This window comes from Nonomuraea sp. NPDC001831, assembly GCF_042892035.1.
In the GTDB taxonomy this organism is placed as follows: domain Bacteria; phylum Actinomycetota; class Actinomycetes; order Streptosporangiales; family Streptosporangiaceae; genus Nonomuraea.
In genome coordinates, this window is the sequence record NZ_JBIATU010000006.1 from 267,298 (window position 1) to 281,167 (window position 13,870).

Annotated in this window: 14 protein-coding genes; 9 read left to right on the forward strand and 5 right to left on the reverse strand. The window is 73.9% G+C overall.

Features of this window, described 5'->3' with window-relative positions; translation table 11 throughout:
• Nucleotides 1-11: 11 nt before the first annotated feature.
• Genes mtlA through ptsP form a run of 6 tightly spaced genes read left to right on the forward strand, consistent with a single transcriptional unit; the run spans nucleotide 12 to nucleotide 4,827 of the window.
• Complete coding sequence (gene mtlA / locus ACFYYW_RS21890) at nucleotides 12-1,187, forward strand: mannitol-specific PTS transporter subunit IIC (RefSeq protein WP_387650901.1); 1,176 nt, start codon at nucleotides 12-14, stop codon at nucleotides 1,185-1,187.
• A 3-nt stretch (nucleotides 1,188-1,190) separates the two neighbouring features.
• Entirely contained in the window at nucleotides 1,191-1,499 is a 309-nt protein-coding gene (locus ACFYYW_RS21895) for a PTS lactose transporter subunit IIB (RefSeq protein ID WP_358286402.1), read from the forward strand.
• A complete protein-coding gene (locus ACFYYW_RS21900; RefSeq protein ID WP_387650902.1) occupies nucleotides 1,492-1,917 on the forward strand; it encodes a PTS sugar transporter subunit IIA in 426 nt (141 codons plus the stop codon). The genes ACFYYW_RS21895 and ACFYYW_RS21900 overlap by 8 nt, the downstream gene beginning before the upstream one ends.
• Nucleotides 1,914-2,918: a zinc-dependent dehydrogenase gene (locus ACFYYW_RS21905; protein ID WP_387650904.1), complete on the forward strand. Its 1,005-nt coding sequence runs from the start codon at nucleotides 1,914-1,916 to the stop codon at nucleotides 2,916-2,918. The genes ACFYYW_RS21900 and ACFYYW_RS21905 overlap by 4 nt, the downstream gene beginning before the upstream one ends.
• A 12-nt stretch (nucleotides 2,919-2,930) precedes the next feature.
• The gene (locus tag ACFYYW_RS21910; protein ID WP_387650906.1) at nucleotides 2,931-3,245 is read left to right on the forward strand and encodes an HPr family phosphocarrier protein; all 315 of its coding nucleotides are present in this window, start codon (nucleotides 2,931-2,933) and stop codon (nucleotides 3,243-3,245) included.
• The gene (gene ptsP, locus ACFYYW_RS21915) at nucleotides 3,226-4,827 is read left to right on the forward strand and encodes a phosphoenolpyruvate--protein phosphotransferase (protein WP_387650907.1); all 1,602 of its coding nucleotides are present in this window, start codon (nucleotides 3,226-3,228) and stop codon (nucleotides 4,825-4,827) included. Before ACFYYW_RS21910 ends, ptsP begins: the two co-directional genes overlap by 20 nt.
• Before the next feature lie 4 nt (nucleotides 4,828-4,831).
• On the opposite strand, the gene ACFYYW_RS21920 is transcribed toward ptsP, so the two are convergent.
• Both ACFYYW_RS21920 and ACFYYW_RS21925 read right to left on the reverse strand, forming a co-directional pair.
• Nucleotides 4,832-7,336: an ATP-dependent Clp protease ATP-binding subunit gene (locus ACFYYW_RS21920; protein WP_387650909.1), complete on the reverse strand. Its 2,505-nt coding sequence runs from the start codon at nucleotides 7,334-7,336 to the stop codon at nucleotides 4,832-4,834.
• 81 nt (nucleotides 7,337-7,417) lie between these two features.
• Entirely contained in the window at nucleotides 7,418-8,062 is a 645-nt protein-coding gene (locus ACFYYW_RS21925; RefSeq protein ID WP_352329252.1) for an SDR family oxidoreductase, read from the reverse strand.
• 24 nt (nucleotides 8,063-8,086) lie between these two features.
• Here ACFYYW_RS21925 and ACFYYW_RS21930 point away from each other — a divergent pair, with 24 nt between their 5' ends.
• Nucleotides 8,087-8,779 (forward strand): HAD family hydrolase, encoded by a 693-nt coding sequence (locus ACFYYW_RS21930; RefSeq protein ID WP_387651264.1) that lies wholly within the window; start codon nucleotides 8,087-8,089, stop codon nucleotides 8,777-8,779.
• A 69-nt stretch (nucleotides 8,780-8,848) separates the two neighbouring features.
• On the forward strand, nucleotides 8,849-10,273 hold the full coding sequence (gene gndA / locus ACFYYW_RS21935) for an NADP-dependent phosphogluconate dehydrogenase (protein WP_387650911.1): 1,425 nt from the start codon (nucleotides 8,849-8,851) through the stop codon (nucleotides 10,271-10,273).
• Between the two features lie 36 nt (nucleotides 10,274-10,309).
• On the opposite strand, the gene ACFYYW_RS21940 is transcribed toward gndA, so the two are convergent.
• A complete protein-coding gene (locus ACFYYW_RS21940) occupies nucleotides 10,310-11,083 on the reverse strand; it encodes a thioesterase family protein (protein WP_387650912.1) in 774 nt (257 codons plus the stop codon).
• A gap of 7 nt (nucleotides 11,084-11,090) precedes the next feature.
• A complete protein-coding gene (locus ACFYYW_RS21945) occupies nucleotides 11,091-12,035 on the reverse strand; it encodes a YafY family protein (protein ID WP_364390451.1) in 945 nt (314 codons plus the stop codon).
• A 50-nt stretch (nucleotides 12,036-12,085) separates the two neighbouring features.
• On the opposite strand from ACFYYW_RS21945, the gene ACFYYW_RS21950 reads away from it, so the two are divergent.
• Nucleotides 12,086-13,162: an epoxide hydrolase family protein gene (locus tag ACFYYW_RS21950; protein WP_387650914.1), complete on the forward strand. Its 1,077-nt coding sequence runs from the start codon at nucleotides 12,086-12,088 to the stop codon at nucleotides 13,160-13,162.
• Nucleotides 13,163-13,237: 75 nt separating this feature from the next.
• Here the strand turns inward: ACFYYW_RS21950 and ACFYYW_RS21955 are convergent, their stop codons facing one another.
• Nucleotides 13,238-13,588, reverse strand: coding sequence for a VOC family protein (locus ACFYYW_RS21955; protein ID WP_387650916.1), 351 nt, complete (start codon nucleotides 13,586-13,588; stop codon nucleotides 13,238-13,240).
• Nucleotides 13,589-13,870: the final 282 nt, after the last annotated feature.

Genomic DNA, 13,870 nt, shown 5'->3' on the forward strand with positions numbered 1-13,870 from the left:
GGAGCACGTCCATGGCCGACAGTTACACCCCTCCGGTCTACGGCACCGGAGTCAAGGCCACCATCCAGCGTCTAGGCGGCCATCTGGCCGGGATGATCATGCCGAACATCGGCGCGTTCATCGCCTGGGGCCTGATCACCGCGTTGTTCATCCCCACCGGCTGGCTGCCGGACAAGGAGCTGGCCGCGCTGGTCGACCCGGTCATCAAGTCCCTGCTGCCCATCCTCATCGCCTACACCGGCGGCCGCATGGTCCACGGGCAGCGCGGCGCGGTCGTCGGCGCGGTGGCGGCGATGGGCGTGGTCGTGGGCTCGGACATCCCGATGTTCCTGGGCGCGATGATCGTCGGCCCGCTCGCCGCAGTGATCCTGAAATATGTGGACAAGTTCACTGAGCAGCGGACCCGGGCCGGGTTCGAGATGCTGGTGGACAACTTCACCGCCGGCATCGTGGGCGCCGCGATGGCCGTGGCCGGGGTGCTGGGCATCGGGCCGGTCGTCCGGGTCGTCACCGACGCGGCGGGCCAGGCGGTCGAGTGGCTGATCACCAACAACCTGCTGCCGGTGGCCTCGGTGCTGATCGAGCCGGCCAAGGTGCTGTTCCTGAACAACGCGGTCAATCACGGCGTGCTCGGGCCGCTGGGGGTGGCCGAGGCGGTGCGGCAGGGCAGGTCGATCCTGTTCATGCTGGAGTCGAACCCCGGCCCCGGGCTCGGGCTGCTGGTGGCGTACCTGCTGTTCGGGCCGCGTCCGCTGCGGCCGAGCACGCCCGCCGCGATGATCATCCACTTCTTCGGCGGCATCCACGAGATCTACTTCCCGTACGTGCTGATGAAGCCGCGGCTCATCCTGGCCGTCATCGCGGGCGGGGCGGCCGGCGTGTTCACCTTCATGATCACCGGCGCGGGCCTGGTCGCCACGCCGTCCCCCGGCAGCATCTTCGCCTACCTCGCGGTGACGCCGCGCGGCGGCTGGCTCGGCTCGATCGCCGGGATCGCGGTGGCCACGGCCGTCTCGTTCGCCGTCGCCGCCGTGCTGCTGGGCTTCGGCCGGGGCGAGAAGGAGCCGGAGCCCGACGCCCCCGGCCCGCAGGACGCCGTCGCGGACCCGCCGGCGCCCGAGCCCGCCAGCACCCGCCCCCTCAGGACCGAACCCGTCAGGACCGAACCCCTCAGCAAGGAGGCGTGAGCCGTGGCCGGCATCGACAGCAAGGACATCCACAAGATCGTCGTGGCCTGCGACGCGGGCATGGGCAGCAGCGTCATGCTCGCCTCCCAGCTCCGCAAGCAGCTCAAGGAGAGCGGCGTCACCGTCGAGCACACCCCGGTGAACTCCATCCCCGCCGACGCCGACGTCGTCGTGTGCCACTCCGGGCTGGCCGCCAGGGCCAGGGCCGCCGCGCCGGGCAAGGCGCTGGTGTCCTTCCAGGTCTTCCTCGGCGACCCGGCGGTGACCGCGCTGGTGAACACCATCAGGAACGGCGGCGCCGTCGATGCGTGAGGACCTGCTCGACGCGCGGGCGATCCTGCTGCACGAGAGCGCGGCCTCGCGGGAGGAGGCCGTCCGCCGGTGCGGGCGGGTGCTGGTGGAGGTGGGGGCGGTCGCGGAGCCGTACGTCGAGGCGATGCTCGAACGCGAGCGCACGATCTCCACCTACGTCGGCGAGGGGGTGGCCGTCCCGCACGGCACGGCCGCCGCCAAGCGGGACGTCACGCGCGACGCGATCTGCGTCGTGCGCTTCCCCGGCGGGATCGACTGGGACGGCGAGCGCGTCACGCTGTGCGTGGGCATCGCCGCGGCCGGCGACGGGCACGTGCCGCTGCTGGCGGCGCTGGCCGAGATCCTGCTCGACCCCGAACGGGCCAGGACGTTGCGCGAGGCGACGGAGCCGGGCCAGGTGCTGAAGGAGCTGACGTGAAGGTAGCCAGGTTCCACGCCCCGGGCGACCTCAGGATCGAGGACGCGCCGGAGCCGCAGGCCGGGCCGGGCGAGCTGAAGATCCGGGTGCGCAACTGCTCGACCTGCGGCACCGACGCCAAGATCTTCCGGTACGGTCACCACCACATCAGGCCGCCGCGCGTGATGGGCCACGAGATCGCCGGCGAGGTCGTGGGCACCGGGGCGCGGGTGCAAGTGATCGCCGCCATCCCGTGCGGGACGTGCCCGGAGTGCCGCCGGGGCCGCCTGACCGTCTGCCCGCGCCAGGAGTCGATGGGCTACCACTACGACGGCGGCTTCGCCGAGTACGTGGTCGTCCCGGCCAAGGTGCTGGCGGTGAACGGGGTCAACACCGTTCCGGACGGCGTCGGGTTCGCCGAGGCGTCGGTGGCCGAGCCGCTGGCCTGCGTGCTCAACGGCCAGTCGCTGGCCGGGGTGGGGCCGGGCGACGACGTCGTGGTGATGGGCGCGGGCCCGATCGGCTGCCTGCACGTACGGCTGGCGCGGGCGCGCGGCGCGTCCCGGGTCTTCCTGGTGGACGTCAACGCCGACCGGCTGGCCATGGCGGCCGAGCTGGTGCGTCCGGACGCGATGATCGACTCCGACGCCGTCGGGCAGGTGCTCAAGCTGACCGGCGGCCGCGGCGCCGACGTCGTGATCACCGCGGCGGCCTCCGGCGCGGCCCAGGAGCAGGCGGTCCGGATGGCCGCCCGGCAGGGCCGCGTGAGCTTCTTCGGCGGGCTGCCGAAGGACGACCCGGTCATCGCCCTCGACGCCAACCTGGTCCACTACCGGGAGCTGACCATCGTGGGCGCGAACGGCTCCAGCCCCGCGCACAACGCCGAGGCCCTGCGCCTGGTGGCCGAGGGCGCCGTCGTGGTGTCCGACCTGATCACCCACCGGCTGCCGCTGCCCCGGGTGCTCGACGGGATCGACCTCGTCAGCACGGGCAAGGCGATCAAGGTGACGATAGAACCCTGAAGGAGGGTGGCGATGGCGAGTCGAACGGTGGCCGTGGCCTCTGCCGGCGGCCTGCACGCGCGTCCGGCGAAGGTGTTCGTGCGGGAGGCGGCCCGGCTCGGGGTGCCGGTGCGGGTGCGGCTGGGCGAGAAATCCGTGCCGGCCGGCAGCATGCTGGGGGTGTTGTCGCTGGGCGCGGTGCGGGGCACGGTGGTGACGCTGGAGGCCGAGGGCGCGGGGGCCGAGGAGGCGCTCGACGCGCTGGCCGCCCTGCTCTCCCGCGACCTCGACGCCGTCCCCGAGTCCGGCGCGGCTGAAACTGCGGCCGGTGAGGCGCTCGATGCCTGAGGCGACGTTGAAGGGCGTGGGGGTCAGCCAGGGCCGCACCGCCGGGCCCGTGGTGCGGATGGCGGCGCCGCCCGTGCTGCCCGCGCCCCGCCGGGTCACCGACCCCGGCGCCGAGGCGGCCGCCGTCGCGAAGGCCCTCGACGCCCTCGCCGCCGACCTGGAACGCCGCGCCGCCCACGCCGGCGCCGAAGGGGCCGAGATCCTGGAGGCGCTGGCCATGATGGCCGCCGACCCGCAGCTGCGCGAGCAGGCCGAGGCGCACGTGCGCGACGACGGCCTGGACGCCCCCCACGCCCTGGACGCCGCCTTCTCCGCGCACCGGGAGGCCCTGGCCGCGCTCGGCGGCTACCTCGCCGAGCGGGCCGCCGACCTCGACGACCTCAGGTCCCGCGCGGTGGCCGCCGCCCTGGGCCTGCCCATGCCGGGCGTGCCCGACCCCGGCCATCCGTTCGTGCTGGTGGCCGCGGACCTGGCGCCCGCCGACACCGCCGGCCTGGGCCCGCGGGTGCTGGCGCTGGTGACCGAGCGCGGCGGGCCCACCAGCCACACGGCGATCCTGGCCCGCGGCCGCGGCCTGCCCGCCGTGGTGGCCTGCGCCGGGGTCATGGACGTCCCCGACGGGACGGTGATCGGCGTGGACGGCGTCACCGGCGAGGTCACGGTCGGCCTCACCGGCGCGGAGGCGGAGGGCGTACGGGAGTCCGACCGGCGCGACCGGGAGCGGCTGGCCGCCGGCGCCGGGCCCGGCAGGACCGCCGACGGCCACCCGGTGAGGCTGCTGCACAACATCGGCTCGGCCGCGGACCTGCGGCCGGGCGCGGAGGGCGTGGGCCTGTTCCGCACCGAGTTCCTGTTCCTCGACCGCAGGCTGCCGCCCTCCCACGAGGAGCAGGTCGCCGCCTACGCGGAGGTGTTCGCCGGGGGCGGGCCGGTGACCGTGCGCACGCTCGACGCCGGCACCGACAAGCCGCTGCCCTTCCTCGGCCTGCCGGCCGAGCCCAACCCGGCGCTGGGCGTGCGCGGCCTGCGCGTCGACCGCGTGCTGCCCGGCGTCCTGGACGCCCAGCTCGACGCCATCGCCGAGGCCGCCCGCGCCACGGGCGCCGACGTGCGGGTGATGGCCCCGATGGTGACCACCGCGCGCGAGGCGGCCGACTTCGCCCGCCGCGTGCGCGCCCGCGGCCTCGCCCGCGCGGGCGTGATGGTCGAGGTGCCCGCCGCCGCACTCCAGGCCGACGAGCTGCTGGCCGAGGTGGACTTCCTCAGCGTCGGCACCAACGACCTGGCCCAGTACACCTTCGCCGCCGACCGGCAGCATCCCGGCCTGTCCGACCTGCTCGACCCGGCCCAGCCCGCCCTGCTGCGGCTGGTCGGCATGTGCGCCGAGGCCGGGCTGCGGGCGGGCAAGCCGGTCGGGGTGTGCGGCGAGGCCGCCGGCGACCCCGCGGTCGCGCCGCTGCTGGTGGGGCTCGGGGTGTCCAGCCTGTCGATGGCTCCGGTGTGCGTGCCCGTCGTCCGGGAGGCGCTGGCGGCCCTCACCCTGGAGGAGTGCCGCGAGCGCGCCCGGCTGCCGCGGCGCTGACCGGTCAGCCGACCGGCTCGGGGTTGTGGGCCCTGAGCCGGAGCCGGTCGTCCTCGACGTCCACGGTGACCTTGCCGCCCTCGGCCACCTCGCCGGTCAGCAGCATCGTGGACAGGCGGTTGTCCAGTTCCCGCTGCACGGTGCGGCGCAGCGGGCGGGCGCCGAACTCGGGCTGGTAGCCGCGCCGGGCCAGCCAGTCCTTGGCCTCGTCGCTGACCTCCAGGGTGACGCCCTGGCCGCGCAGCCGCTGCCGGGTGCGGTCCAGCAGCAGGTCCACGATCTGGCGCAGCTGCTCGCGTTCCAGCCGCTTGAAGACGATCACCTCGTCGATGCGGTTGAGCAGTTCCGGGCGCAGGGAGTGGCGCAGCAGGTCCATGAGCTCGTCCTGCAGGCGCGGGGTGTCGCCCTCGGCGTCCAGGATGAGCTGGGCGCCGATGTTGCTGGTCATGATGACGATGGTGTTGGTGAAGTCCACCGTGCGGCCCTGGCCGTCGGTCAGGCGGCCGTCGTCGAGCATCTGGAGCAGGATGTTCATGACGTCGGGGTGGGCCTTCTCGATCTCGTCGAGCAGGACGACGCCGTGCGGGCGGCGGCGGACGGCCTCGGTGAGCTGGCCGGCCTCCTCGTAGCCGACGTACCCGGGGGGCGCGCCGATCAGGCGGGAGACGGTGTGCCGCTCCTGGAACTCGCTCATGTCGATGCGCACCATGTGGTCCTCGCCGCCGAACAGCGCGGCGGCCAGCGCCCTGGCCAGCTCGGTCTTGCCGACGCCGGTCGGGCCGAGGAACAGGAAGCTGCCGATGGGCCGGTTGGGGTCCGACAGGCCCGCCCTGGCCCTGCGCACCGCCTCGGCGATGGCGACGACCGCCTCGTCCTGGCCGATGACCCGCTCGTGCAGGTGCTCCTCCAGCCGCATCAGCCGTTCGCGCTCCTGCTCGGTGAGCTGGGTGACGGGAATGCCGGTACGCCGGGAGACGACCTCGGCGATGTCCTCCACCATGACCTGCGGGACGGTGTCGTGGCCCTGCCGCGCCCGGTCCAGCTCGGGACGGAGCTTGTCGATCTGGACGGTGAGCTCCTTGGCCCGGTCGAAGTCGTCGGAGGTGACCGCCTGGTCCTTGTCGCGGCGCAGCGACTCCAGGCGTTCCTCCAGCTCGCGGACGTCGCTGCCGGGGGTGCGCGAGCGCAGCCGGACGCGGGCGGCGGACTGGTCCATCAGGTCGATGGCCTTGTCGGGCAGGAAGCGGTCGGTGATGTAGCGGGCCGAGAGGTTGGCGGCGGCGTCCAGGGCCTCGTCGGTGATGCGGACCTGGTGGTGGGCCTCGTACGCGTCGCGCAGCCCGGCCAGGATCTCGACCGTCTGCTCGACGGTGGGCTCGCTGACCAGGATCGGCTGGAAGCGGCGTTCGAGCGCGGCGTCCTTCTCGATGTTCTTGCGGTACTCGTCGATCGTGGTGGCGGCGATGACGTGCAGCTCGCCGCGGGCCAGGGCGGGCTTGAGGATGTTGGCCGCGTCCATGCCGCCCTCGGCCGAGCCGGCGCCGACCAGGGTGTGCACCTCGTCGATGAAGACGATGGTCTCGTCGGCGTGCGCGCGCACCTCGTCGATGACCTTCTTGATGCGCTCCTCGAACTCGCCCCGGTACTTCGACCCGGCGACCATGCCGGTCAGGTCGAGCGCGACGACGCGGCGGTCCTTCAGCGTGTCGGGCACGCTGCCGTTGACGATGCGCTGGGCGATGCCCTCGACGATGGCGGTCTTGCCGACGCCGGGCTCGCCGATCAGGCACGGGTTGTTCTTGGTGCGCCGCGAGAGCACCTCGATGGCCTGCTCGATCTCGTCCTCGCGGCCGACGACCGGGTCGATCCTGCCCTGCCTGGCCTCCTCGGTCAGGTCGCGGCCGTACTCGTCGAGCGCGGGCGTGTCGGTGGACCGCCGTCCGTCGCCGTGCTGCTGGCGGGACACGCCGGACATGATGGCCTGCTGCAGCTCGTTGGCCGAGACGCCCTGCTCCTGGAGCAGGCGGGCGGCGCCGGAGTCGGGGTTGGCGGCCACGGCGAGCAGCAGGTGCTCGGGGCCGATGTAGGAGGACTGGAGGGCGCGGGAGATGCGCTGGGCGTCCAGGACGGCGCGTTTGGCCGCCGGGGTGAGCGTGGTGGGCGGCTCAGTTCCGGTGCCGGGTCCGGTCAGGGCGTCGATGCGGTCGCGCAGCCTGCCGAGGTCGACGCCCGCCGCCTGCATCAGCGGGCGGGTGGCGTCGGACTCGGTCAGCGCGTCGAGGATGTCCAGGACGTCCATGTCCTGCGCGCCGCGCTGGCCGGCGACCTCCAGGGCCCGGCTGAGCACCTCCCTGGCCGAGGCGCTGAGCAGCTTGCCCACGTCGACCCGCTGCACGCTGGGACGGGACGGCGGCCAGCCTTCCATCCCGCCGAACACCCGCCCGGTGAGCTCCTCGAACCCCCTGAACGGATCTCCCCCGAAGAACGACCTGAACGGCATGTCGGACATTTGATCTCCCCCTAGTGCATCAGGGGGACATCTAGCCGAAGAAGCCGCAAGTCATAGCCAGCAATCGGCAAAGGGGACGCATTACTCGGTGGCTATGAGGTCGATGACGGGGGTGTCGCCCGAGACGAGCTCCAGCGTGCGATGCGCGGTGCCCGGGTTCTCCAGCAGCGCCATGACGACGGCGGCCACGTCGTCACGCGGCACCGAGCCGGGCGGCACCTGCGGGGCCAGCCGGACCAGGCCCGTGCCGGGCTCGTCGGTCAGGCGGCCGGGGCGCAGGATCGTCCAGGCCAGGCCGTCGCGGGCGCGCAGGTCGTCCTCGGCGGCGGTCTTGGCCTCGATGTAGGCGGCCCAGACCGCGTCACTGCCCGGCGCGGGCGGGCGGCCCGCGCCCATGGAGGAGATCTGGATGAACCGCCGCACCCCCGCCCGCTCGGCGGCGTCGGCCATCAGGACGGACGCGGCCCGGTCGACGGTGTCCTTGCGGGCCGCGCCGCTGCCCGGGCCGGCGCCGGCCGCGAAGATCACCGCGTCGGCGTCGCGCAGGATCTCCGTCACCTCGTCGGCGGTGGCCTTCTCCAGGTCGCACAGCACGGCCGCGGCCCCGGTGGCCTCGACGTCGGCCACGTGCGCGGGGTTGCGCACCAGGCCGACGGCGCCGGACCTGAGCCGCTCGGCCAGCCGCAGCGCGATCTTGCCGTGCCCACCCGCGATGATGATCCGCATGCCCCCCATGGTGTCATGGACGTCATGAACGACTTCCCGCAGGCCCCCACGCCCGCGTTCCTGTTCGACCTCGACGGCACCCTGATCGACAGCGTCTACCAGCACGTCATCGCCTGGCGGCAGGCGCTGTCCGGGATGGGGATCGACCTGTCGGTGTGGCGCATCCACCGGCGCATCGGCATGAGCGGCGGCCTGTTCGTCAGCGCGCTGCTGCGCGAGACCGGCCTGAAGCTGACCCAGGAGCAGATCGACGAGTTGCAGGTCACCCACGCCGAGGCGTACGAGCAGCAGGTGGCGTCGGTCCGGCCGCTGCCGGGGGCGGCCGAGCTGCTCGGTGAGCTGACCGCGCGCGGCGTGCCGTGGGCCATCGCCACCAGCGGCTACTCCCGTACGGCCCGGCTCGCGCTGGGCATGCTCGGCCTGCCGGAGGACACCCCGATGGTCACCCGCGACCAGGTGCGGCGGGCCAAGCCGGACCCGGATCTGTTCCTGGCCGGTGCGGCGCTCGTCCAGGTGGACCCGCTGCATGCGATGGTGGTGGGCGACAGCGTCTGGGATCTGCTGGCCGCCCGCCGGGCGGGCGCGCTCGGCATCGGGCTGCTGTCCGGTGGATATGGCAGGGACGAGCTCGAACGTGCCGGGGCCTTCCGCGTGTACGCCGATCCGGCGGACATGCTCGACAGGCTGGACGAGCTCGGCGTGCGCTCCCCGTCCTGAGCGAGGGGGGGAATATCTCGCCGAACCTCCCAGCTTGATCGTGCGTATCCCCCACAGAGGAGCATTGAGATGGACTTGGCAGACATCGGCGTCACCGGCCTGGCCACCATGGGGCGCAACCTGGCCAGGAACCTGGCCAGGCACGGGTACGCCGTCGCCGTGCACAACCGCACGACGGCCCGCACCCAGCAGCTGATCAGGGAGTTCGGCGGGGAGGGCACGTTCGTGCCGGCCGAGGAGCTGGCCGCTTTCGTGGCGTCGCTGAAGCGGCCACGCCGGGCGATCATCATGGTGAAGGCCGGTCCCGGCACCGACGCGGTGATCGACCAGCTGGCGGAGCTGATGGAGCCGGGCGACATGATCGTCGACGGTGGCAACGCGCATTTCCAGGACACCCGGCGGCGTGAGGCGGCGCTGCGCGAGCGCGGCATCCATTTCGTCGGCACCGGCATCTCCGGCGGCGAGGAGGGCGCGCTGCTCGGCCCGAGCATCATGCCGGGCGGCTCGAAGGAGTCGTGGGAGGCGCTGGGCCCGATCCTGCAGGACATCTCCGCCAAGGTGGACGGGGTGCCGTGCGCGGTGCACGTCGGCCCCGACGGCGCCGGGCACTTCGTGAAGATGGTCCACAACGGCATCGAGTACTCGGACATGCAGCTCATCGCCGAGTCCTACGACCTGCTGCGCCAGGCCCTGGGGGCGACGCCGGCCGAGCTGGCCGAGGTGTTCAGGGAGTGGAACCGGGGCGACCTGGACTCGTACCTGATCGAGATCACCGCCGAGGTGCTGGAGCAGGTCGACGCGGCCACGGGCAAGCCGTTCGTGGACGTCGTGGTGGACCAGGCCGAGCAGAAGGGCACCGGCCGGTGGACCGTGCAGAGCGCCCTCGACCTGGGCGTGCCGGTGACCGGCATCGCCGAGGCGGTCTTCGCCCGCGCGCTGTCGGGCCACCCCGAGCAGCGCGCCGCCGCCGCCTCGCTGGAGGGCCCCAAGCTGTCCGGCGTCGGCGGCCGCGAGCTGATCGAGGACGTGCGCCAGGCCCTCTACGCGTCCAAGATCGTCGCCTACGCGCAGGGGTTCGACCAGATCGCCGCCGCCTCCAAGGAGTACGGCTGGGACGTCGACCCGGGCGCCATGGCCACCATCTGGCGCGGCGGCTGCATCATCAGGGCCAAATTCCTCGACCGCATCCGCGCCGCCTACGACGCCGACCGGCAGCTTCCGACGCTGCTGGCCGACCCGACCTTCGCCGCCGCGCTGAACGCCGCGCAGGAGGCGTGGCGGCGCGTGGTGACCACGGCCGTGCGGATCGGCGTGCCGACGCCGGGCTTCTCCTCCGCGCTGGCCTACTACGACGGGCTGCGCCGCGACCGCCTGCCGGCCGCGCTGGTGCAGGGGTTGCGCGACTACTTCGGCGCGCACACCTACCACCGGGTGGACCGGGAGGGCGCCTTCCACACCGACTGGTCGGGCGACCGCGCCGAGCACCCCGCCTGACCGCCCGCCGGGGCCCGGCGGCCGGTCAGCGCCCGTTCAGCGGCCGGTCAGCGCGACCGGGTTGGCCACCGCCGTGACCACGCAGAACCCGATCGGGCCGGCCGCGTCGTGCAGGGTGACCTGGCCGGTCGCGACGCCGTCGGCGCTGAGGTGGCCGGTGGCCTCGACGCCGATCAGCTCGCCCTCGGGCAGCCGGGCGAGCGTCAGCGTGTAGTCGGCGTTGATGAAGCTGACGCCCGCCGAGCCGACGTTGGCCAGCGGGCTGGCGAAGTCGGCGGCCAGGGCGGCGCGGGTGAGCGGCGTCAGCGGCTCGTCGTCCACCAGCGGGCAGGTCTCCCGCAGCCAGACCCGGTCGCGGCCGCCCTGTCCCCAATCGGTCAGCCGCCACAGGTCGAACGGCGGCTTCCAGCCCTGCCCCTCGGCCGGGTCGCCGGCGGGCGGCGGCTCGTCCCAGGCGGGCGTGTGCGGCAGCCGGCCGGCGGGCTGCTCGCCCTGCCGGAGCAGCACGGCCGAGGCCCGGCCGATCACGCCCTGTTCGGTGGAGAGCACGGCGTCGGCGACCCGGATCCGCCGTCCGTCCCTGACCAGGGTGGTCTCCACCGTGACCGGCAGCATGGGACTGTTGCGGAACAGGTCGACGGTCAGCCTGGCGAAGTGCAGGCCGGGCTCGCCGTGCCGCTCCTCCAGGGCGCTCGCCGCCAGGCCGCCGAGCAGACGGCCGTGGAGCATGTCGGGGGACCAGGGGCTGCGCGCGTGCGGGGCGGGCACGAACTCGCCCTCCTTGCGCGTGAAGAACGCTGACGTCGCCATCACCGAATCATATTCTGGAAGCGAGCAGCCGCCGTCCCAGCGCGTGCAGATGTTCCTTCAGCTCGGCCGGTTCGAGCACCTCGAAATCGAGGTCGAGGAAGGCCACGGCCACGGCCATCAGGCGCAGGTCGTCGCCGCGCATGGTGAGCACGCAGGCGGTCTCGTCCACCGGCTCGACCTCGCCGCCGATGCGGCCGGCCAGCCGTCCGGCCGGGGCGTGGATCAGGAAGCGGGCCTGGACCGGCCACATCTGGTGGCCGAGCCGGTGCCGCACCCAGGCGGCGACGTCGGCCTCCGGCGGCTCGCGCGGGGCGAAGCGCGGGCCGTTGGGCGTGCGCACCTCGATCCGGTCGGCCCGGTACGTGCGCCAGTCGCGGCGGTCGACGTCCCAGCCGACCAGGTACCAGCGGCTGCCCTTGCTGACCAGGCTGTGCGGCTCGGCCCTGCGCAGCGTGACGGCGCCCTCGTGATCGGTGTAGTCGAAGCGCAGCTGCTCGCGGTCGCGGCAGGCGGCGGTGATGCGGGTCAGCAGCTCGGGGTCGACCGTCGGGCCCTGGCCGCCGACGCGCACGGTGTGCGTCTGCAGGGCGTTGACGCGCTGCCGCAGGCGGGCGGGCAGCACCTGTTCCAGCTTGGCCAGGGCGCGCAGCGAGGTCTCCTCGATGCCGGTGACCGTGCCGCCGGCGGCCGTGCGCAGGCCGACCGCGACCGCGACGGCCTCCTCGTCGTCGAGCAGCAGCGGCGGCAGCTCGGCGCCCGGGCCGAGCCGGTAGCCGCCGGCCACCCCCGGCGTGGAGCCCACCGGGTAGCCGAGGCTGCGCAGCCGGTCGATGTCGCGGCGCAGCGTGCGCGGGGCCACGCCGAGCCGTTGCGACAGCTCCGCGCCGGGCCACTCGCGCCGGGTCTGCAGGAGCGAGAGCAGGCGCAGGAGCCGCGCCGAGGTGTCGAGCACGGGTCCATTGTGGCCCGATCCTGGCCGCAATGCTGCCTAGCGTGGGCGGCATGAACCGATTCGTCATCGACATCCCGCAGTCCGCGCTCGACGACCTGCGGGCGCGGCTGGACCGTACGCGCTGGCCGGACGCCCTGGAGGGGGTCGGCTGGTCGTACGGCGTGCCGCCCGAGGCCGTGCGCGAGCTGGCCGCGTACTGGCTGGACGGCTACGACTGGCGGGCGCACGAGGCGCGGCTCAACGAGCTGCCGCAGTACACCACCGAGATCGACGGCCAGCGCGTGCACTTCGCCCACGTGCGCTCGCCGCGTCCGGGCGCGCTGCCGCTGCTGCTGACGCACGGCTGGCCGAGCACGTTCGCCGACTTCTCCCGGGTGGCCGAGGCGCTCGGCCGCGATTTCCACCTCGTCATCCCGTCCGTGCCCGGGTTCGCCTTCTCCGGCCCCACCACCGAGACCGGCTGGGGTGTGCGCCGGGTCGCCGCCGCCTGGATCGAGCTCATGGACCGCCTCGGCTACGACCGGTACGGCCTGCAGGGCGGCGACTTCGGCTCGCTCGTCTCGCCCGCCCTGGCCCGGATGGCCCCCGACCGGGTGACGGGCGTGCACCTGAACGCGCTCACGGCGTTCGTCTCCGACGACCTGTCCGGCCTGACCGAGGCCGAGACCGAACGCGCGCGGCGGATCGAGCGCTGGCACCGCGAGTTCTCCGGGTACGCCGCCATCCAGAGCACCAGGCCGCAGACCCTCGCCTACGCCCTGGCCGACTCGCCGGCCGGCCAGCTCGCCTGGCACCTGGACGCCTTCGCGAGCTGGGGCCAGGACCCCGGCGGCGTCGCCCCCGACGACGTCCTGACCAACGTCACCATCACCTGGCTGACCGGCACCGCCGGCTCCTCCGCGCGCCTGTACCGCGAGAGCGGCGGCGACTGGGGGCCGCCCGCCGAGCCCGGCAGGACGCCGACGGCCGTGGCCGTCTTCCCCGGCGACAGCACGGTCCGCCGCTACGCCGAGCGCTCCCACAACGTGGTGCGCTGGTCGGAGCCGCCGCGCGGCGGCCACTACGCCGCCCTGCAGGCCCCCGACCTGCTGGCCGAGGACGTCAGGTCGTTCTTCACCGAGCTCTAGCCGCGCTCTGGCCGCGCACTGGCCGCGCACTGGCCGCGCACTGGCCGCGCACTGGCCGCGCTGTGGTGACCTTGCTTAGCCGGGCATCACGCAGAACGGGTGGCCCTCGGGGTCGAGCAGCACCGTCCAGTCGTCGCCGCCCGGCTGGTGGCCGGGCAGGGTGGCGCCCAGGGCGACCAGCGCCCGCCTGGCCTCCTCGACGTCCGGGACGGTCAGGTCGAGGTGCACGTGCTTGCCGTCGTTGGGCCAGCCCGGCCCCCGGTAGCCGTCGATCCGATGGAAGGCCAGCGGCACGGGGCCGCCGGTGACGGTGGCGTAGCCGGGGTCGGAGTCGCCGACCTGCCAGCCGGTCGCCTTGGCGTAGAAGGCCGCCAGGGCGACGGGGTCGGCACAGTCGAAAACTATGGAGGACATCACTGTTGTCATGCCCCCACCCTGCCGCTGACCCCCGTCGGAGGTCTTGAACATCCTTGCACCCCACCGCCGCCCCGGCCCTACCCCTGAACCCACCCCTCGCCGCGCCCCCGTCCTACGCCCGCCGCCCCATGCCTCCGCCGCACACCTCACCGCTTCCGCCCGCCGCCCCATGCCTCCGCTTTGGGCCTCACCGCGCCGGCCCGTGCCTCCGCCGCGATCCCCCTCCGACGCTGTAACCCCGGAGGCCGAAGGGGGCACGGGAGGCTCGGGCCGTGGCCGGCGGGGAGATTG